Annotated in this window: 20 protein-coding genes; 8 read left to right on the forward strand and 12 right to left on the reverse strand. The window is 69.9% G+C overall.

Going from position 1 to position 18,078, the window contains the following annotated elements; translation table 11 throughout:
- Positions 1-3: 3 nt before the first annotated feature.
- The 7 genes from ACWEOO_RS15010 to ACWEOO_RS15040 all read right to left on the reverse strand — a co-directional run bounded on the left by ACWEOO_RS15010 (position 4) and on the right by ACWEOO_RS15040 (position 7,240).
- Positions 4-480 carry a hypothetical protein gene (locus tag ACWEOO_RS15010; protein WP_452143436.1) on the reverse strand — a complete coding sequence of 159 codons (477 nt, stop codon included), beginning with the start codon at positions 478-480 and terminating at the stop codon, positions 4-6.
- Positions 481-553: 73 nt separating this feature from the next.
- Complete coding sequence (locus ACWEOO_RS15015; protein ID WP_355693208.1) at positions 554-796, reverse strand: LuxR C-terminal-related transcriptional regulator; 243 nt, start codon at positions 794-796, stop codon at positions 554-556.
- A gap of 5 nt (positions 797-801) precedes the next feature.
- Complete coding sequence (locus ACWEOO_RS15020) at positions 802-2,259, reverse strand: rhamnulokinase (protein WP_452143437.1); 1,458 nt, start codon at positions 2,257-2,259, stop codon at positions 802-804.
- Positions 2,256-3,698, reverse strand: a complete 1,443-nt coding sequence (locus tag ACWEOO_RS15025; RefSeq protein WP_452143438.1) for an arabinose isomerase — start codon at positions 3,696-3,698, stop codon at positions 2,256-2,258. The genes ACWEOO_RS15020 and ACWEOO_RS15025 overlap by 4 nt, the downstream gene beginning before the upstream one ends.
- A 10-nt stretch (positions 3,699-3,708) precedes the next feature.
- Positions 3,709-5,748, reverse strand: coding sequence for a bifunctional aldolase/short-chain dehydrogenase (locus tag ACWEOO_RS15030; protein ID WP_452143439.1), 2,040 nt, complete (start codon positions 5,746-5,748; stop codon positions 3,709-3,711).
- A complete protein-coding gene (gene rhaI, locus ACWEOO_RS15035; RefSeq protein ID WP_452143440.1) occupies positions 5,745-6,908 on the reverse strand; it encodes an L-rhamnose isomerase in 1,164 nt (387 codons plus the stop codon). Before rhaI ends, ACWEOO_RS15030 begins: the two co-directional genes overlap by 4 nt.
- Before the next feature lie 2 nt (positions 6,909-6,910).
- Positions 6,911-7,240, reverse strand: a complete 330-nt coding sequence (locus ACWEOO_RS15040; protein ID WP_452143441.1) for an L-rhamnose mutarotase — start codon at positions 7,238-7,240, stop codon at positions 6,911-6,913.
- A 206-nt stretch (positions 7,241-7,446) separates the two neighbouring features.
- On the opposite strand from ACWEOO_RS15040, the gene ACWEOO_RS15045 reads away from it, so the two are divergent.
- Positions 7,447-8,523, forward strand: a complete 1,077-nt coding sequence (locus ACWEOO_RS15045) for a LacI family DNA-binding transcriptional regulator (RefSeq protein ID WP_359934467.1) — start codon at positions 7,447-7,449, stop codon at positions 8,521-8,523.
- Positions 8,524-8,579: 56 nt separating this feature from the next.
- Positions 8,580-9,674 carry a lysylphosphatidylglycerol synthase transmembrane domain-containing protein gene (locus ACWEOO_RS15050; RefSeq protein WP_452143442.1) on the forward strand — a complete coding sequence of 365 codons (1,095 nt, stop codon included), beginning with the start codon at positions 8,580-8,582 and terminating at the stop codon, positions 9,672-9,674.
- On the opposite strand, the gene ACWEOO_RS15055 is transcribed toward ACWEOO_RS15050, so the two are convergent.
- The gene (locus ACWEOO_RS15055) at positions 9,662-10,297 is read right to left on the reverse strand and encodes a TetR/AcrR family transcriptional regulator (protein WP_452143443.1); all 636 of its coding nucleotides are present in this window, start codon (positions 10,295-10,297) and stop codon (positions 9,662-9,664) included. The genes ACWEOO_RS15050 and ACWEOO_RS15055 overlap by 13 nt on opposite strands.
- 77 nt (positions 10,298-10,374) lie before the next feature.
- On the opposite strand from ACWEOO_RS15055, the gene ACWEOO_RS15060 reads away from it, so the two are divergent.
- The 3 genes from ACWEOO_RS15060 to ACWEOO_RS15070 are packed head-to-tail and all read left to right on the forward strand — an operon-like array spanning position 10,375 to position 12,749.
- Positions 10,375-11,178, forward strand: coding sequence for an alpha/beta fold hydrolase (locus ACWEOO_RS15060; protein WP_452143444.1), 804 nt, complete (start codon positions 10,375-10,377; stop codon positions 11,176-11,178).
- Between the two features lie 29 nt (positions 11,179-11,207).
- Positions 11,208-12,152, forward strand: coding sequence for an aldo/keto reductase (locus ACWEOO_RS15065; protein ID WP_452143445.1), 945 nt, complete (start codon positions 11,208-11,210; stop codon positions 12,150-12,152).
- A 45-nt stretch (positions 12,153-12,197) separates the two neighbouring features.
- Positions 12,198-12,749 carry a DUF4240 domain-containing protein gene (locus ACWEOO_RS15070; protein ID WP_359934477.1) on the forward strand — a complete coding sequence of 184 codons (552 nt, stop codon included), beginning with the start codon at positions 12,198-12,200 and terminating at the stop codon, positions 12,747-12,749.
- Here the strand turns inward: ACWEOO_RS15070 and ACWEOO_RS15075 are convergent.
- The 3 genes from ACWEOO_RS15075 to ACWEOO_RS15085 are packed head-to-tail and all read right to left on the reverse strand — an operon-like array spanning position 12,746 to position 14,998.
- Positions 12,746-13,402: a hypothetical protein gene (locus ACWEOO_RS15075; protein WP_452143446.1), complete on the reverse strand. Its 657-nt coding sequence runs from the start codon at positions 13,400-13,402 to the stop codon at positions 12,746-12,748. The two genes, ACWEOO_RS15070 and ACWEOO_RS15075, sit on opposite strands and share 4 nt — an antisense overlap.
- A 19-nt stretch (positions 13,403-13,421) precedes the next feature.
- Positions 13,422-14,648, reverse strand: coding sequence for an RNA polymerase sigma factor (locus tag ACWEOO_RS15080; RefSeq protein WP_452143447.1), 1,227 nt, complete (start codon positions 14,646-14,648; stop codon positions 13,422-13,424).
- Positions 14,645-14,998 carry a YciI family protein gene (locus ACWEOO_RS15085; protein WP_363708080.1) on the reverse strand — a complete coding sequence of 118 codons (354 nt, stop codon included), beginning with the start codon at positions 14,996-14,998 and terminating at the stop codon, positions 14,645-14,647. Before ACWEOO_RS15085 ends, ACWEOO_RS15080 begins: the two co-directional genes overlap by 4 nt.
- 181 nt (positions 14,999-15,179) lie before the next feature.
- Between ACWEOO_RS15085 and ACWEOO_RS15090 the strand changes: the two genes are divergently transcribed.
- The 3 genes from ACWEOO_RS15090 to ACWEOO_RS15100 all read left to right on the forward strand — a co-directional run bounded on the left by ACWEOO_RS15090 (position 15,180) and on the right by ACWEOO_RS15100 (position 17,223).
- On the forward strand, positions 15,180-16,640 hold the full coding sequence (locus ACWEOO_RS15090) for an MFS transporter (protein WP_452143448.1): 1,461 nt from the start codon (positions 15,180-15,182) through the stop codon (positions 16,638-16,640).
- Positions 16,622-16,777: a DUF6131 family protein gene (locus ACWEOO_RS15095; RefSeq protein WP_355693235.1), complete on the forward strand. Its 156-nt coding sequence runs from the start codon at positions 16,622-16,624 to the stop codon at positions 16,775-16,777. The genes ACWEOO_RS15090 and ACWEOO_RS15095 overlap by 19 nt, the downstream gene beginning before the upstream one ends.
- A gap of 83 nt (positions 16,778-16,860) precedes the next feature.
- A complete protein-coding gene (locus tag ACWEOO_RS15100) occupies positions 16,861-17,223 on the forward strand; it encodes a YciI family protein (protein WP_452143449.1) in 363 nt (120 codons plus the stop codon).
- Here ACWEOO_RS15100 and ACWEOO_RS15105 read toward each other — a convergent pair.
- Complete coding sequence (locus tag ACWEOO_RS15105; RefSeq protein WP_452143450.1) at positions 17,194-17,961, reverse strand: enoyl-CoA hydratase/isomerase family protein; 768 nt, start codon at positions 17,959-17,961, stop codon at positions 17,194-17,196. The genes ACWEOO_RS15100 and ACWEOO_RS15105 overlap by 30 nt on opposite strands.
- Positions 17,962-18,078 lie beyond the last annotated feature (117 nt).

Consider the following 18,078-nt stretch of genomic DNA (forward strand, 5'->3'; position numbering starts at 1 on the left):
GCGTCAGTGCTCGGAGTGCTTCGGATGCCGCGGATCGTGCGGATGCGTCCCGTCGTCCCAGCTCTCGTCGCGAACCGGCTGCTCGTCCATGGCACCGGCCTTGCCGTCGCGGCTCATGGTGCCGTCGGTGTTGTCGTCCGGCCACAGGTTCTGGGCCTGGTCGCGGTGTTCGTCCGCCTCGGTGCGGGCGCCCGCGGCGGCCTCGCGCCGCTCGTTCGCACCCGCGGACAGGCGGCGGGCCTCGGCGGCCTTCTCGTCGGCGATCGCCTGCGCCTTGCGCGCCCTGGCGTCGACCTCGTCGGCCGCGGCCTGCTGCCGCTCGGCGTGCATCGCGCTCGTCCTGGCCTGCTGCTCGTGCTCGTAGGCCTCCTGCCGCTGACGTTCACTGCGGCGCTTCGACATCGCACCCGCGATCAGTGCGATCACGATGACCAGCACGGCGGCTGCGACGACGATCCAGACAACAGTCATTCCGTCCATCGGTCCTCCCTAGGCTCGATGATCAGAACCTCCGGTACCCGGAGCCGTCGCCGCCTAACGCCGTACGGCGTGCTCAGACCAGGCCGCGGCGCGCCGCCCAGACGATGGCTTCGATCGCGGTGCTGAAGCCGAGCCGGTCGCAGATCAAGCGGGTCCGCCGGCGCACAGTCCGCTCGGACAACTCGAGCCGGCGGGCGACGCCGTCCACCGGCAGCCCGGTGGCCAGCAGCCGCAGCAGTTGCAGGTCGTCATGACTGATCTCGCGCGGCGGCACCCTCCGGGCGAGCGGTCGGAATTCCTGGGAGAGGACGGTCATACTGATCACCTGGTTCCGAAAAGCCGGGACTCGGCGGCGTCCCAGTCGGCCGGTTTGCCCTGCGGGGCGTAGCGCCGCAGAGAATGGGTGGACCGGACCAGGGCGCGCATCGCGCGCAGGTCCGGGAAGGGCTCGCCGAGGGCGCGAGCCTGGACGAGGACATTGCCCAGCGCGGAGGCCTCGACCGGTCCGGCGAGCACGGGGACGCCGCAGGCGTCGGCAGTGAGCTGGCAGAGCAGTTCGTTCTGCGATCCGCCGCCGATCACGTGCAGGACGTCGACGTCCCGGTCCGCGATCGTCTGCGCAGCGCGCAGGGTGCGGCGATACGCGAGGGCGAGGCTCTCCAGGATGCAGCGGACCACCGCGCCGCGGGACCGCGGCGCGTCCTGCCCGGTGGCCCGGCAGTGCTCCTCGATCCGCGCCGGCATGTTGCCTGGGGCAAGGAACTCGGGCGCGTCCGGATCGATCAGTACGGCGAACGGCGGCGCGTCGGCCGCGTCCCGCAGCAGACCGGCGAGGTCGTCGTCACCCCAGACCCGCTGGCATTCCTGCAGGATCCACAGTCCCATCACGTTGCGCAGGAACCGAATCCGCCCGTCCACGCCGCCTTCGTTGGTGAAGTTGGCTTCCCGCGCGTCATCGGTGAGCACCGGCGCGTCCAGCTCGAGCCCGACCAGCGACCAGGTCCCGGACGAGATGTACGCGAACCGATCGTCTGCGGCAGGCACCGCGACCACAGCAGATGCCGTGTCATGCGATCCCACGGCAACCACCGGAATCCCCGGCGCCAGCCCAGTTTCGTCCGGCAACGCGGTCCCGATCACGTCACCGGGCTCCCACAGCCGCGGAAACACCCGCCGCGGCAAGCCACCACCCGAACGCGCACCCCCGACCCGAGCAGGCACCCGCGAGATCAGCTCATCGCTCCAGTCCCGGCCCGACACGTCGTACAGCTGGGTAGTTGATGCGTTGGTCCGCTCGACCCCGATCTCTCCGGTCAGCCAGTACGCCAGCAGGTCCGGGATCATCAGCAAGGTGGCAGCATCGGCCGGCAGTTCCTCGGCAGCGAGTTGGTAGATGGTGTTGAAGGGCAGCTGCTGCAGCCCGGTCACGGCGTACAACTCAGCGGCGGAGATCGTCGAGAGGACTTGCTCCAGCACGCCGTCGGTGCGGGAGTCGCGGTAGTGGACGGGGTTGCCCAACAGGCGACCGGAGGCGTCGAGCAGGCCGTAGTCCACGGCCCAGGAATCGATGCCGACGCTGTCGATCCGGCCGGCGAGGTGGAGGCCGTCCAGTACGGAGCGGTACAGGTGAAGGAGGTCCCAGTGGAGGGTGCCGTGGACGCGGACCGGGCCGTTCCAGAAGCGGTTCAGCTCGCGTAACTCGAGCACCTCGGGACCGACCGAGCCGAGCATCACCCGGCCGCTCGACGCGCCCAGATCTACAGCGGCGACCCGCTTCACGGCGCGATCACCGTGAGGTCGAGGTGCAGGAGATCGGCGACCGCGGCCAGGTCGGCGGCGCGGTGGCCGGTCCCGAGCGCCCAGTGGTGCGCGACCCCGGACGCCGACCACGCGTCGGTCCATTCGCCGGGATCGCACCCGAAGTCGACCCGCGACGTCGTGTTCCCGATCTGCAGCAGCGGTCCCGGTACGACGGTGCCCTCGGAAGCGATCAGGTTGAACGACCCGTCCCGCCGCTGGCCCAGCCCGCACAACGTCACCGGACCCTGCTGTACGTCGAACTCCACCGACACGCCCCACCCGCGCTTCCCGTGGTACACGCCGAGCCCGCGCAGCAACGGCTTCCGGGCCGAGATCGCCAGGTGCGCGGGCCCGTCGTGGCCCATCTCGACCACGTTGTCGCGGAAGTTCAGCGCCTGCAGTTCGGTGAAGGACCCGCCCGCGCCGAGCCGATCCATCACGAGCATCGCCAGCGACGTCCGCAGCTCGTACTCGCCGGCCGCCGGCACACCCCTTGCCGTCAGCAACGAAGCGCCGAGGATCATCCCGGCCGCGATCCGCTCGTGCGTCTCGCCGTCCAGCCCGCGGTGGTAGTAGGCCAGCGAATCGAGGGCGAAGTCCTCGACCAGCCGGTCCAGCGCGACCGACACCGTCGCGCCCCAGCGGAAGTCCTCGAGCCTCACCGAGTCGTCGAGCTCGAAGAGCTCACCCGCCAGCCCCATCCGGGCGGACGTCTCCGTCTCGGTAACCTGCTCCACCCGCACCCGCAGGTCGTCGATCTCCAGGATCTCCACATGCCCGCCGAGTTGCGCGGACACCAGGGTCGGGTCGGTGACGACGTCCATCATGCCCGGGTACAGGTGGCCGAGCAGGCCGTGGCGTCCGTGCCGCAGCGCCGCCCGCACACCGGCGGCGCGGATCCACCGGTCGATCCGCGCCCAGGCCCGCTCGTCCTCGAGGTATCCCGAGACCGAGCGGAAGTCGATCCCGCACCGCTCGAACGCGTTCGCCATCTCGGGCAGCGGGCACGCCCCGCAGTACGCCAGCCAGGCGCCGGTGTCGAACGAGGCATGATCCATCGCCTCGGTCGGCTGCAAGTTCAGCAGCAGCACCGGTGCGCCGCTGCGCTGCGCGACCGGCACCAGCATCGACGCCGTCATGTACGTCGTGAGGAAGCCGACGATCAGGTCGCAGTCGGCCATCCGCAGCTTCTCGGCGGCCGCCGCGCCCTCCTGCGCGTCGGAGATGAACCCGACGTCGACCACCTCGCAGTCGAGCGCCGCGAGCCGCTCGGACACCCGCCGCGCGGACGCCTGCAGCTGTGGCAGCAGGTCCGGGAACTGCGGCCAGTACGCACCCAGCCCGCCGGCGACCAGACCGATCCGGGTCCGGCGTGGCGTGATCCGTTGCAGACCCTGGTGGGCGGCGGGCTCGGTCATCCGGCAACTCCTAACGCAGGAAGGCGGCGGCCACGCCGGCGTCGACGGGCACATGCAGACCGGTCGTGTGCGTCAGGTCGCCGCCGGTCAGCGCGAACACCGCGGCCGCGACGTTCTCCGGCAGCACCTCCCGCTTGAGCAGGGTCCGCTGCGCGTAGTACGCACCGAGCTCCTCCTCCGGTACGCCGTACACCGCGGCCCGCTTCGCGCCCCAGCCGCCCGCGAAGATCCCGGAGCCGCGGACGACGCCGTCGGGGTTCACGCCGTTGACCCGGACCCCGTACTCGCCGAGCTCGGCCGCGAGCAGCCGGACCTGGTGCGCCTGATCCGCCTTCGCCGATCCGTACGCGACGTTGTTCGGCCCGGCGAACACGGAGTTCTTGCTGGAGATGTAGACGATGTCGCCGCCCATGCCCTGGTCGATCAGCACCTTCGCAGCGGCCCGCGACACCAGGAACGAGCCCTTGGCCATCACGTCGTGCTGCAGGTCCCAGTCCCGTTCGGTGGTGTCCAGCAGCGACTTCGAGATCGACAGACCCGCGTTGTTGACGATCAGGTCGACGCCGCCGAAGGCCAGCACCGCCTCCCGCAATGCCGCCTCGACCGCGTCCGCCGACGACACGTCCGCACCGACCGCGACCGCCACGTCGGACGACCCGATCTCCTTCGCCACCGCCTCGGCCGCCGCGAGATCCAGGTCCGCGACCACGACGCAGGCGCCTTCCGCGGCGAGCCGCTGGGCGATCGCCTTGCCGATCCCCGAGCCGCCCCCCGTGACGAAGGCGACCCGGGTGGCCAGCGGCTTCGGCTTCGGCATCCGCTGCAGCTTCGCCTCTTCGAGCGCCCAGTACTCGATCCGGAACTTCTCCCGCTCGTCGATCGGCGCGTACGTCGACACCGCCTCGGCGCCGCGCATCACGTTGATCGCGTTCACGTAGAACTCGCCGGCCACCCGCGCGGTCTGCTTGTCCTTGCCGAAGCTGAACATCCCGACCCCCGGCACCAGCACGATCGCCGGATCCGCACCGCGCATCGCCGGGCTGTCCGCCTCGGCGTGCCGGTCGTAGTACGCCGCATAGTCCTCGCGGTACGCCGCGTGCAGCTCCTTCAGCCGCGCGACCGCGTCCTCGAGCGGCGCATTCGCCGGCAGGTCCAGCACCAGCGGGCGGACCTTCGTCCGCAGGAAGTGGTCCGGGCAGGACGTCCCGAGCGCGGCCAGCTCGGCCAGCTTCTCGCGGGCGGTGAACTCGAGCACGACGTCGGAGTCGTTGAAGTGGCCGACCTGCGGCTTGTCCGTCGACGCCAGCCCACGGATCACCGGCGCCAGCGCGGCTGCCTTCAGCTGCCGCTCCGCCGGGTCGAGCGGCTCGAATCCGGCGACCACGGCACCGAACGGCTCGGCGACGCCGCGGTCAGCGAGGAAGCGTTCCGCCGTACGGATGATGTCGAGGGAGTTGGCCTCGCACTCCTCGGACGTGTTGCCCCACGCCGTGATGCCGTGGCCGCCCAGGACGCAGCCGATCGCCTGGGGGTTGTCGCGCTTGACCGCGGCGATGTCCAGCCCGAGCTGGAAGCCGGGCCGCCGCCACGGCACCCACACGACGCGATCGCCGAAGCACTCCGCGGTGAGCTTCTCGCCGTCGGCCGCGGTCGCCAGCGCGATCCCGGAGTCCGGGTGCAGGTGGTCGACATGAGGGGCATCGACCAGTCCGTGCATCGCGGTGTCGATCGACGGCGCCGCACCGCCCTTGCCGTGCAGGCAGTAGTCGAACGCGGCGACCATCTCGTCCTCACGCTCGACACCCGGATAGGTGTCGACCAGCGCGTTCAGCCGGTCGAGCCGCAGCACGGCCAGACCCGCTGCCGTCAACGTGCCGAGGTCACCACCGGAACCCTTGACCCACACCAGGTCGACAGGGTCCTGGGTCACCGGATCGGTCGCCGTTGCCTTGGCGGACGTGTTTCCGCCCGCATAGTTGGTGTTGCGCGGATCGGCACCCAGTCGGTTGCTACGCGCAACGAGTTCGGCTGCAGTGTCGCTCACTCTCATGCTCCCCATCCGGCCTGCTGACCGCCGACGCGGTCCTTGGTGATCTGCTCGAAGTACCCGCTGCGCTTGTAGGCGGCCACGGGATCCGCATCCAGGCCCTGCGACTCGCGCAGGTCGGCGAGCAGCGGCCGGACGTCGGTGTTGTACGCGTCCATCAGCGCCGCGTTCGCACCGAGTACGTCGCCCGACTGCTGGGCGGCGCGCAGGACCTCGCGGTCGACCAGGAGCGCCTTCGCGGTGGCTTCCTGGACGTTCATCACCGAGCGGATGATCGCGGGGATCTTCTCCTCGATGTTGTGGCACTGGTCGAGCATGAACGCGATCCCGCGGTCCGGGTGGAGCGCGTCGCCGCGGACGATCTCGTTCATGATCCGGAACAGCTGGAACGGGTCCGCCGCGCCGACCATCAGGTCGTCGTCGGCGTAGAACCGGCTGTTGAAGTCGAACGCGCCGAGCTTCTTCGTGCGGAGCAGGAACGCCACGATGAACTCGATGTTCGTCCCCGGCGCGTGATGCCCGGTGTCGATACAGACCGTTGCCTTCGGCCCCAGTTCGAGACAGTGCGCGTACGACGTACCCCAGTCCGGCACGTCGGTGGTGTAGAAGGCCGGCTCGAACAGCTTGTACTCCAGCAGCATCCGCTGGTCGTCACCGAGCCGGTCGTACACCTCCTTGAGCGCGGACGCGAGCCGGTCCTGGCGGTCCTGGATGTCGTCCTGGCCCGGGTAGTTGGTGCCGTCGGAGAACCACAGCTTCAGGTCGCGGGAGCCGGTGGCGTCCATGATGTCGACGCACTCGAGCAGGTGGTCGGTGGCCTTCCGGCGGACCGCCGGGTCCGGGTTGGTGACGCTGCCGAGCTTGTAGTCGTCGTCCTGGAAGACGTTGCTGTTGATCGCTCCGAGCCGGACGCCCTGCTCCTTGGCGTACGCCGCCAGCGCCGCGTAGTCGTCGACCTTGTCCCAGGGGATGTGCAGCGCGACGCTCGGCGCAACACCGGTGTACTTGTGGACGACGGCCGCGTCCGCGATCTTCTCCTCCGGCGACCGCGGTACGCCGGGCTGGGTGAAGACCTTGAACCGGGTACCCGAGTTGCCGAACGCCCACGACGGCAGTTCGATCTCCTGGCGGCTCAGGGCGGCCCTTACGGCATCGGTCGTCATGGTCAGTCCTCTTCTTTCAAGTGGAAGATCTCGGGGAGCAGCAGGAAGGACTCGTCCGGCGGCCGGCCGTCGATCCCGGTGAAGAACTCGGTCATCTGCGCCTGCCAGCGGGCGTTCACCTCGGTCGCCGCCATCGCCTTCTGCGCCGCGTCCAGGTCGTCGGACTCGACGTACCCGATCAGCAGGCCGTCGTCGCGGAGGAACAGCGAGTAGTTGTGCCAGCCGGAGTCCCGGAGCGCGGCCTGCATGTCGGGCCAGACGTCGCGGTGCCGCTCGACGTACTCGTCGAGCCGGTCGGGCCGGACCTGCAGGCAGAAGCAGTAACGATTCACGGCGGCACCTGTACGTAGGGCGGTCGGGACTGCGCAGACGGGGATGAAAGGTTTCAAGAGCGCCCCACGACGCTATGCGCGGGTGCGGGTGGGCGTCAAGAGTCTGACCAGCTTTCGCGACCGATCCCGGACTGCCGCCACGGAGATCCGGCGGGAAGCGGGTATCCTTCGGCAGCTAACACGTTTCAAGTGCGCCGGGAGGTTTCGTGTCCGTGGACGATGCGGAAGCCCTGCCCGAGCGCACCCGCCGCCGGCGCGCCCCGAAGCCGCACGCGGCCGGCGTGAAGGCGGTGGCGGCGGCCGCCGGCGTCTCGCTCGGCACCGTCTCGAACGTGCTGAACCGCCCCGAGGTGGTCAGCCCGCTCACCCGGGCCAAGGTCGAGGCGGCGATGGCCTCGCTCGGCTTCGTCCGCAACGAGTCGGCCCGTCAGTTGCGCGCCGGTTCGAGCCGGATCCTGGCGTACCTGATGCTCGACGCCGGCAACCCGTTCTTCACCGACGTCGCGAAGGGTGTCGAGGAGGCGGCGCAGGCGGCCGGGCTCTCGGTGTTTCTCTGCACCAGCAGCGAGGACGCGGACCGCGAGGCGGCGTACCTGGACCTGCTCGAGCAGCAACGCGTCCAGGGCATCCTGATCACGCCGATCGACCAGAACTCGTCCCGTCTGCGCAAGCTGCCGTCGCGCGGTACGCCGGTGGTCGTGGTCGACCGGACACTCGACGACGCGGAGCACTGCTCGGTCGCGGTGAACGACATCCTCGGCGGCGAGCTGGCGATCTCGCATCTGCTCGAGCTCGGCCACGAGCGGATCGCGTACGTCGGCGGGCCGAACACGATCGGTCAGGTCGTCGACCGCCGCGAGGGCGCCCGGCGCGCACTGCGGACCGCCGGCAAGCCGCTGTCGAACCTGATCGAGCTGACCACCGGCGCACTCACCGTCGCCGAAGGCAGGGGCGCGGGGCAACGACTCGCCGGCCTCCCGGCGGATCGCCGCCCGACCGCGGCGTTCTGCGCGAACGACCTGCTGGCGTTGGGATTGCTGCAGCAGTGCGTCAGCCTGGGACTGCGCGTGCCGGAAGACCTCGCGATCGTCGGGTACGACGACATCGAGTTCGCGGAGGCGGCCGCCGTACCGCTGACGTCGGTGCGCCAGCCCCGGCAACTGCTCGGCCGGACGGCAGCCGAGCTGCTGCTGGACGAGTCGTCGAACCCGGACCACGAACACCAGCGGGTCACCTTCACCCCCGAGCTCGTCGTCCGGACCTCGACCCGAGGGACCCTCTGAGCTCAGCACCTCGCGGTATGGTGGCGAGGCGAGGGGATCTTTGTGCGGGGTGAGACATGCGCTTCGCTGGAGGCTTGGTACGGCGGTGGGGCGGCCGCGCTGTCGGCCTGGCGATCACCGGTGCCGGGCTCTACATCGTGGCACCGAGCCTGCTGTCCCTCTTCGGCACCTGGCCGCGCCTGGCGGATATCGAACCGTGGTGGTTCCCGGTCCTCGCAGTACTGGAGGCCTGCAGTTTCGCCGCCTTGTGGTGGCTCGCCAGGCTGGCCATGGCCCGCCCTGCCGGGGTCCAGGAGCCACCACCGGTCCCCGTGGGTTGGGGCACGATCGCGACGGCGCAACTGGCGGGGAACGCGGCCGCGAAGGTCGTCCCGGGCGGCCCTGCCACCGGCGGAGTCCTCCAAGCCAGACTCCTGATCCAAGCCGGTGAGCCGGCCGGCGTCGTCGCTTCCGCGCTGACCGCGATGGGCCTGATCACCACCGCCGTGCTGCTGCTGTTGCCGCTCCTCACGATCCCGGCCCTGCTGATCGGTCCACCGCCGGCCAGGCAGCTCGAGCTCGGCCTCCTGGTCTCGCTGATCATGGCGATCGTCATCGTCGGTCTCGGGCTCACCGCGCTCAAGTGGCACCGGTTCCTCGTGTGGATCGGTCGTGCGGCCGGTCGCATCATCCACGTGGTCAAGCGCAGTGTGACCCCCGACAGTTGCTCCGCTCTGCTGGTCACGCAGCGGAACCGGGTTGCCGCCGCCTTCGACGGCCATTGGTGGGCCGCGGCCTTCGCGGCCGCCGCGAACCGCATGTTCGACTACGCCGCACTCGTGGCCGCACTGGTGGCCCTCGATGCGCACGCCCGCCCGTCCGAGGTGCTGATGGCCTATGTCGTAGCCCAAGCCCTCGCCATGATCCCGATCACGCCGGGCGGTCTCGGCTTCGTCGACGCGGGTCTCACCGCGCTGCTGGTCCTGATCGGGGTCAGCGCGGACACCGCACTCATCGGGACGCTCCTGTACCGGCTCGTCTCCTTCTGGCTGCCGATCCCGGTGGGGCTGCTGGCCTGGACGGGCTGGAGGATCCACCGGCACGTCACCGATCCATCGAGAGCCCAGACGCCGCCCCCCGTTACGGAAGACGAGGAGGGTCAGGCGCCGTAGGCCGCCAGGAAGACGTCGACTGCGCGGTCGGCGAGGCCTTCCAGCTCACCGGGCTTGGGCCGTTGCCGGGTGCCCGCGAACATCGCGCGGTTCATCGGTTTGTACATCACCAGCCCGGCGAACTGGTACGCCGCCAGCGTCGGGTCGTCGAGCTCGCGCAGCAGACCGCGCTCGCTCAGCCGGTGTAACGCCTGCCCCAGCGCCTCGAGCGACTTCTCGAAGCCGCTGGTGAACCACGCGCCGCACACCTCGGGGAAACGGTCCGCCTCCGCGATCACCAGCCGGCGGAGCTGGAGCACGCCGTCGGCCGTGAGGCTCTGGAGCAGCCGATGCGCCAGCGCCCGCAGGGCCTCGCGGGCGTCGCCGGCGCCTTCGAGCGTCTCGGCGTACGCCTGCTGGAGGCCGTCGATCAGCTGGTCGCTGGTGCCGAGGACGATCTCGGTGAACAGGCGCTCCTTGTTCTCGAACTGCTTGTACACGGTCTGTTTGGAGACGCCGGCCTTCGCCGCGACCTCGTCCATGCTCGCGCCGAGGTACCCGTGCTGCAGGAACACCTCGGTCGCCGCGGCCAGGATCGCGCGGCGCTTGCGGGGCGTCCGGCCTTCGATCTCCACCTGTTCCATCCCGAAATCATACTAGACAGTCCAGTTCTCTGCCGAGTACTGTACGGTCTAGTTTCCGCAGAACAAGGAGAACCACCATGAGCACCGTGACATCGGCCGACGGCACCGCGATCGCGTTCGAGGCGTACGGCGAGGGCAGACCGCTGATCCTGGTCGACGGCGCGACGGCGCACCGGGCCGTGAACCCGGTCAACGCCGAGGTCGGGCAACTGCTGAGCGACAGCTTCCGGACGTACGTGTACGACCGGCGCGGCCGCGGCGGGAGCGGCGACACCGCGCCGTACGCGATCCAGCGGGAGATCGAGGACATCGCCGCGCTGATCGAGGACGCCGGGCAGCCGGCCATCGTGTTCGGCTGGTCGTCGGGCAGCCTGCTGGCGCTGGACGCCGCGGCCGCCGGGCTGCCGATCGCCGGGCTGGCGCTGTTCGAGCCGCCGGTCGTCGTCGACGACGTCCGGCCGCCGCTACCATCCGACTACGTCGAGCAGCTCGACGCGTTCGTCGCCGAGGGGCGGCGGGACAAGGCCGCCGAGCTCTTCCTGACCGCGGCCGCGATGCTGCCCGCCGAGGCGATCCCGGGGATGAAGCACTCGCCGTACTGGGCGCCGGTCGAGGAGATCGCGCACACGATCTCGTACGACGGCCGCATCATGGGGACCACCATGTCGGGCAACCCGCTGCCGGCCGACCGGTGGGCCGGCGTGAAGGTGCCGGTCCTGGTGCTGCACGGCGACCAGACCTGGCCCGCGCTGTCCGCCGGCGCCCGGGCCGTGGCCGAGCATCTGCCGACCGCCACGTTGCAGGCGATCCCGGGCGAGAACCACGCGACCGAGGCGTCGACCCTGGCTCCGGTGCTGCGGGAATTCGCGGGCTTGACCTAGAGCGCGCTCCAGCCGGTTTGATCTGGAACATGCTGAATCTCGCACTGGGAGCAATGGAGTACGGAACGCGGATCGACGAGCAGACGTCGTTCCGGTTGCTGGACGAGTACGTGGACGCCGGCGGTGAGTGGATCGACACCGCGAACTGCTACGCGTTCTGGCAGGACCCGAGTGGTCATGGCGGGCAGAGCGAGGAGCTGCTCGGGAGATGGTTGGCGCAGCGCCCCGGCGTCCGGGACCGGGTCAAGCTGGCGACCAAGGTGGGGTGTGAACCGCTCTGGCCGGGCAGCTGGCCGGAGCACTCGGAAGGCTTGGGCGCCAAGGCGATCGACGCGGCGCTCGAGACCTCGCTGCGTCGTCTCGGGGTCGACCACATCGACTTGTACTGGGCGCACCGCGACGACCGGACCGCTCCGCTGGAAGAGACCGTCGCAGCCTTCGGCAAGCACGCCGCGGCCGGCACGATCGGCCGCCTCGGCCTGTCGAACTGGGCGCTCTGGCGGGTGGAGCGGATGCGCGATCTGGCGAACCAGCTGGGCGTGATGGCGCCGAGCGCGCTGCAACTGCGCTACTCGTACCTGCAGCCGCGGCCGTTCGTCCGCGACCACATCCACGACCACCGCTTCGGCTGGATCACCGACGAGGTCCTCGACTACGCGGAGAACAACCCGGAGCAGCAACTGTTCGCCTACAGCCCGCTGATGTCCGGCGGCTTCGAGAACCGCACCGACCGCCCGATCGACCCCGCCTTCGACCACCCCGGCACGACCCGCCGCCTGGAAGCCCTGAGCGACCTGGCCGAGTCCCTCGGCACCACCCGCTCCGCAGTGGTCCTGGCCTGGCTCGCCGGCGGCACCCCCGCCGTCACCCCGATCGTCGGCATCAGCACCCCCGACTACCTGACCACCGCCCTGACCGGCACCCGCCTCACCCTCACCCCCGACCAGCGCCGCCAACTCGACGAGGTCTGGTAGTTCTCGCCCTCCCGCTGGACCGGGGGTCGGTGAGATGGTTTGAGGGTGGACAGGGATGGGTTCTGGGGTCTGGTCGAGGATGCGCGGGCCTCGGTGGATGACACCGTGGCTGATCCGGACGGGGTTGCGGACGCGTTGACCAAGGTGCTGGGTGCGGCGGAGGCCGAGGAGATCGTCGGGTTCGGGACCGAGCTCGCGCGGTTGCAGGTCGAGTCGTACCGGTGGGACCTGTGGGCCGCGGCGTACCTGGTCAACTCCGGCGCCTCGGAGGACGGGTTCGACTCGTTCCGGGGCTGGCTGGTCGCCCAGGGCCGGGAGGTCTGGGACGCCGCGCTGGCCGACCCGGACTCGCTCGCGGACGTGGTGGACGAGGACCGGCCGGAGGACTTCGAGGGCTTCGACGGTGAAGGGATGCTGCACGTCGCCAGCCACGCCTACAAGAACGTGACCGGCGACGAGGCGGCGTACTGGAAGGCGGTCGACGCCGACGCCCCGGACACTCCGGACGTCCCGGCGGGCACCGAGATCGACTTCGACGACCAGGACGACCTGGAAGCTCACCTGCCCCGGCTGGCCGCGCTGTACCTCAACGTCTAAGAAGGTTCGCCGCCGATGCGTTCGATGGCGTTGCGGAGCCGGCGGCGCCAGCCGGGCTGCCCGGCCTCCGTGTCCGCCGCTGCCAGGCTGACCAAGTGCTGGGCCGTCTCGAAGCCCTCCGCGGTCTGCGGCTCCACCTCGGTCACCGCGGCCTGGGGTTCGTCGTAGAGCTCGCGGCTCGTCCAGCCGAAGCCCTCCGGGATCAGCAGTTCCGGTACGAGCGTCTCGTGGCTGAGCGATGTCAGCTCGTTGTCCCCGTTCCCGATGCTGAAGATCGTCGTACCGCGCCGGCGGACGTCGCTGATCCGTTCCAGCAGCGTCTCCCCTGGCGCGTCCTCGGCCACCACCAGGAGCGACTCACCACGCCCTGCGTCGCGCAGCCGGTCCAGTCCGATCGCCAAGTGCGGTGGTGCGTCCGGCGGGGGCGCCCAGCGGACCAGTGACGGCCGCATGTCCTCGATCCCCGCACGGTGCAGCTCGTCGTCCAGGTGCGCCGTCAGGTGCCACGGCTCCTCGTCGACGGGGCCGAACAGCATCAGCCCGCTGCGCCTGGTCGTGAACCGTCGCAGCGCATAGCCGAACTGTGTGGTCCGGCTGCCCAGCTCGGTACCGGTCAGCATCTCCCGGAGGAGTGACGCCCTCGTGAGGTCCACGCGTCCAACCTACGCGACCTCAGGTCAGCCGGTCCGCCTTCGACTGCAGGTAGTTCCGCTCCGGCGTGCTCGTCGTACGGCGGGCCGCCAGCAGGTAGCTCTCGCGCGCAGCGGCCAGCTCACCGGCCATCTCGAGCAGGTGCGCGCGGACCGCTTCCAGCCGGTGGTTCATACGGTCGTCGGACTCCAGCGGCTCGAGTACGGCGAGGCCCTCCTTCGGGCCGACCGCCATGCCGACAGCGACCGCGTGGTTGAGCTTCACCATCGGGTTGTCGACCAGCTGCTCCAGTACGTCGTACAGCGCGACGATCTGGCGCCAGTCCGTGTCCTCTGCACGCTCCGCCGTGTCATGCACCGCGGCGATCGCCGCCTGCACCTGGTACGGGCCGAGTTGGCTGCGGGACAAGGCATCGCTCACCATCGCCTCGCCCTCGACGATGGCGGCGCGGTTCCACCGGGAGCGATCCTGCTCGGCCAGCGGGATCAGTGTCCCGTCGTCGCCGGTCCGGGCCGGCCGTCGCGCGTCGGTCAGCAACATCAGCGCGAGCAGCCCGGCGACCTCCCCGTCGTCCGGCAGCAGCTTCCGCACGCCACGGGCAAGTCGGATCGCCTCCGTGGTCAGCTCCGCGCTGTGCAGCGACGTACCGGACGAGGCGGTGTAACCCTCGTTGAAGATCAGGTAGAGCACATGCAGTACGGCGACCATCCGCTCGTCCCGCTCGGCCTCCGGCGGCATCTCGAACGTGCTGCCGGCCTGCTTGATGCTCCGCTTCGCCCGGCTGATCCGCTGCGCCATGGTTGCCTCCGGCACCAGGAACGCGGCCGCGATCTGCGCCGTGGTGAGACCACCGACCGCCCGCAACGTCAGCGCGATCTGCGACGCCGGCGACAACGCCGGATGGCAGCAGAGGAACAGCAGCGTCAACGTGTCGTCCCGTCCGCCCGGATCGTCGATCTCCGGGCCGGACGCGACGAACTCCTCTGGCGCCGAGAGCTGCGCCGCGTTCTCCTCCCGTCGCCGCCGGGCGGACTCGCTCCGGAGCAGATCGGTGAGCCGCCGCGACCCGACCCTGATCAGCCAGCCCCGCGGGTTGTCCGGCACGCCCTCGGACGGCCACTGCTGCGTGGCCGCGAGCAGCGCCTCCTGGACCGCCTCCTCGGCCAGGTCGAAGTGGCCGTAGTGGCGGACCAGCGCACTGAGCACCTGCGGCGCCTGCTCCCGCAGCAGCAGCTCGAACTCACTCACATTTCCAGTCCTGACATGTCCATCACAGGCCGCACCTCCACAGCGACGTACTCCGCGTCCGGCATCCGTGCCGCGTAACCGATCGCCTGGTCGATGTCCTCGCACTCCACCAGGTAGAACCCGGCCAGGTGCTCCTTCGCCTCGGCATACGGTCCGTCCGTGGTGGTCGTGGTCTCGTCACGCACCTGCACGGTCCGTGTGGTGATCGGATCCGCCAGTCCGGCCGAACTGACCAGCAGGCCCTGCTCCAGCAGCTCCCGCGTGAGCGACTCGTGCGCACGGCTCAGACCGTCGCGCTGCTCGGCCGACAGGCTCTCCCAGCTCTCGGCGTTGCTGTAGATCAGCAGCATGTACTTCACAGTCACCATCCTGTCCCCGGCGAGGGCCGCTGTGACCCCCAGTCAACAGGTACGTCGAAACAGCGACGCCGAACTTCGACAGATCCGGAATGTCGAAGTACGACGGGCCGGCGCCGACGTCCCCGGCGAGTGACGCTCAGCCCGGGCGTCCCCGCCGTACTGGAGATGGCTGATGGTTTCGCATTCGAAGCGCTGGTTCGCGCTGGCGTTGCTCTGTCTGACCGGGTTCATGATCATCCTGGACGCCTCGATCGTGCTCGTCGCCGTACCGTCGATCGAGCGGGAACTGACCTTCTCGACCGGTGGCGTGCAGTGGGTGCCCAGCGGGTACGCGCTGATGTTCGGCGGCCTGCTGCTGCTCGGCGGCCGGATCTCCGACCTGCTGGGCCGGCGGCGCGTGTTCATGACCGGACTGGTGCTGTTCGCCGCGTCCTCGCTGCTGTGCGGGTTCGCGTGGAGCGGTGACGCACTGGTCCTCGCCAGGGGCCTGCAAGGCGCCGCGGCCGCCGTACTCGCACCAAGCGCGTTGTCGATCGTCATGACAACCTTCCCATCCGGCCCGGATCGCAACAAGGCACTGGGCATTTGGGGCGCGACCAGCGGCGTCGGCGGTACGGCGGGGTCGCTCGTCGGCGGACCTGTCACCGACGGACTGGGCTGGCAGTGGATCTTCTTCATCAACGTGCCGGTCTGCGTCCTGGTCGTCGCACTGGCGCCCGTACTGCTGCTGGACAGCCGCGGACCGGGCCGACGCGGCTTCGACGTGGCCGGTGCCGTCACCGTAACTGCCGCGCTCATCGTCCTGGTGTACGCCGTTATCGAGGCGCCAGACGCATCGGTGTCCCGGACTGTTCTGCTGCTGCTCCTGGCCGCGGCGCTCTTCGTACTGTTCGTCGTCGTCGAGAAGCGCTCTGCCGCACCGCTCGTACCGCTCCGGATCTTCCGCTCCCGTGCACTGGTCGGCGGCAACCTCATCACGATCAGCTGGGGCCTGGCGGCATTCGGGCTCAACTTCGTCTACACGCAGTACGCACAGCTCGCACTGGGCGCGTCGGCGATCCGCTACGGCCTCATGTCCGCCGTACTCGCCGCATCCGCGGTTGTGGCGTCGATGATCGGTCAGCACCTCGTCACACGCGTCGGACCGCGCCGCGTCGCGTTCGTCTCCTTGGTGGTCGCGGGAGTGGGGACGACGTTGATGACCCGGCTCACGGTGACGTCCGGGTACTTCGAGCTGGCCTTCTGGGGTCTGACGATCTTCGGCGCCGGACTGGGCGCGGGGACTGTCGCCGGCTCGATCGCCTCGCTCAGCGACGCGGCCGGCGAGGACGCCGGGGTCGCCTCCGGTCTGCAGAACGCCAGCTTCCAGATCGGTGGCGCGGTCGGCGTCGCGGCTGTCTCCGCGGTGGCTACAGCGAGTACGTCGGGGACTACGCCGATCGCCTTGACCCACGGCTACCGGGTCGCGTTCGCGGGTGTGTGGGTGTTCCTCGCGATCGGCTTCGCCGGATGTGCGCTGATCAAACAAGTGTTGGAGATTCACGGCGCGAAGAGTGGGCACCTGACGTCCGTGGTCGCCACTTCCGCCCGGCGGCCCCCTGCGAAGGAGGCTCCATGCTCATCCTCGGACTGATCCTGTTGATTCTCGGGTTCGTCCTCAACATCTCGATCCTGTGGACGATCGGCGTCATCTTGCTGCTGATCGGCGCAGTGTTCTGGATCCTCGGAGCGACCGGCCGCGCGGTCGGCGGACGAAGGCACTGGTACTGATCCGGCACCCCAAGGCCGGATCGAGCAGAACCCCGCGGATCATCCGCGGGGTTCTGTCGGTCCGGATGGTTACCGTGAGGCTCATGAAGTACGTCGTGATGATCTTCCGGCACGTCGACCGGGTCTGGACCGCGGAGGACGACGCGGCGCTCGGCCGCCTGATGCGGCTCGAGCGAGAGCTCGCCGAGTCCGGTGAGCTGGTCAGCTCGGAGGGCCTGCGACCGCCGACGGAGGCGAGGATCGTGCAACTGCGCGATGGCGCGCAGGTCGTCACCGACGGCCCGTACGGCGAGGCCAAGGAACAGCTGGCCGGATTCTTCATGATCGACGCCGCCGACGACGCGCACGCGCAGCGGATCGCCGGCCGGGTCTCGGCCGCGGCGGATGACCGGGTCGAGCTGCGCGGCACCTTGATCTCAGCGGGGATGCCAGACGAACTGCGGTGACCGTTTCTGCGTGAAGGCCTCGATCCCTTCCGCGAGCTCACCACAGGCGATCGTCTCGCGATACCGCCGTACCGCTGCCGCGTCCCCGGTGTGACCGGCCAGCAGAGCGTTGACCGACTCCTTTGCCGAGCGGATCGTCAGCTGCGACCGCGACACCAGCGTGTCCGCAAAAGCCTCGGCCGCCGCCATCGGGTCGTCGGCCACCTGATCGACCAGCCCCTTCGCCTCGGCCCGTTCAGCGGTCAGCAGGTCGCCGCTGAACAGCAGGTACTTCGTCGTCGCCGGACCGACCAGGTCGAGCAGGACCTTGATCGCGGCCGGCGGGTAGACGACCCCGATCCGGGCCGGCGTGACACCGAAGCTCGCGTCCCGCGCGGCGAACCGGAAGTCGCAGTTGACCGCTATCTCCAGCCCGCCGCCGATGCAGTGCCCCCGGACCACCGCGATCGTCGGCTTCGGGAACTCCCGCAGCGCGGCCTGGGCCTGCAGGTTCGACGCCCGCAACTCGGCCATCGGATCGGCCGGGTCGGGGCCCGAGATCAGCTCGCGGATGTCGGCGCCGGCGGAGAAACTCGCGCCCTCGCCGGTCACCAGCAGCACCTTGACCTCGTCGTCGGCCGCCGGCCCGGCGAGCAGCCCCGGCAGCGCTGCCCACATCTCCCGGGTCAGCGCGTTCCGCTTCGCCGCCCGATCGATCACAAGCCGCGCGACCTCTCCACCTTCGATCCGAAATCCCACGCCCGCAGTCAACCGCAGACCTCGCGGCCCCGCCGCACCCTGGATCACACCGGGTTCTGTCCACCAAGCGTTTGATCTCGAACGGGTCACATCCGGATAGCGGCCGGATCACGCTGC

The sequence above is a fragment of the Kribbella sp. NPDC004138 genome (genome assembly GCF_053603655.1).

Coding starts and splice junctions, on each gene's coding strand:
- ACWEOO_RS15090 (WP_452143448.1), top strand. CDS start 15,180: ATGGTTTCGCATTCGAAGCGCTGGTTCGCGCTGGCGTTGCTCTGTCTG.
- ACWEOO_RS15095 (WP_355693235.1), top strand. CDS start 16,622: ATGCTCATCCTCGGACTGATCCTGTTGATTCTCGGGTTCGTCCTCAAC.
- ACWEOO_RS15055 (WP_452143443.1), bottom strand. CDS start 10,297: ATGGAACAGGTGGAGATCGAAGGCCGGACGCCCCGCAAGCGCCGCGCG.
- ACWEOO_RS15025 (WP_452143438.1), bottom strand. CDS start 3,698: ATGACCGAGCCCGCCGCCCACCAGGGTCTGCAACGGATCACGCCACGC.
- ACWEOO_RS15100 (WP_452143449.1), top strand. CDS start 16,861: ATGAAGTACGTCGTGATGATCTTCCGGCACGTCGACCGGGTCTGGACC.
- ACWEOO_RS15030 (WP_452143439.1), bottom strand. CDS start 5,748: ATGAGAGTGAGCGACACTGCAGCCGAACTCGTTGCGCGTAGCAACCGA.
- ACWEOO_RS15065 (WP_452143445.1), top strand. CDS start 11,208: ATGCTGAATCTCGCACTGGGAGCAATGGAGTACGGAACGCGGATCGAC.
- ACWEOO_RS15015 (WP_355693208.1), bottom strand. CDS start 796: ATGACCGTCCTCTCCCAGGAATTCCGACCGCTCGCCCGGAGGGTGCCG.
- rhaI (WP_452143440.1), bottom strand. CDS start 6,908: ATGACGACCGATGCCGTAAGGGCCGCCCTGAGCCGCCAGGAGATCGAA.
- ACWEOO_RS15085 (WP_363708080.1), bottom strand. CDS start 14,998: ATGCTGCTGATCTACAGCAACGCCGAGAGCTGGGAGAGCCTGTCGGCC.
- ACWEOO_RS15010 (WP_452143436.1), bottom strand. CDS start 480: ATGGACGGAATGACTGTTGTCTGGATCGTCGTCGCAGCCGCCGTGCTG.
- ACWEOO_RS15060 (WP_452143444.1), top strand. CDS start 10,375: ATGAGCACCGTGACATCGGCCGACGGCACCGCGATCGCGTTCGAGGCG.
- ACWEOO_RS15050 (WP_452143442.1), top strand. CDS start 8,580: ATGCGCTTCGCTGGAGGCTTGGTACGGCGGTGGGGCGGCCGCGCTGTC.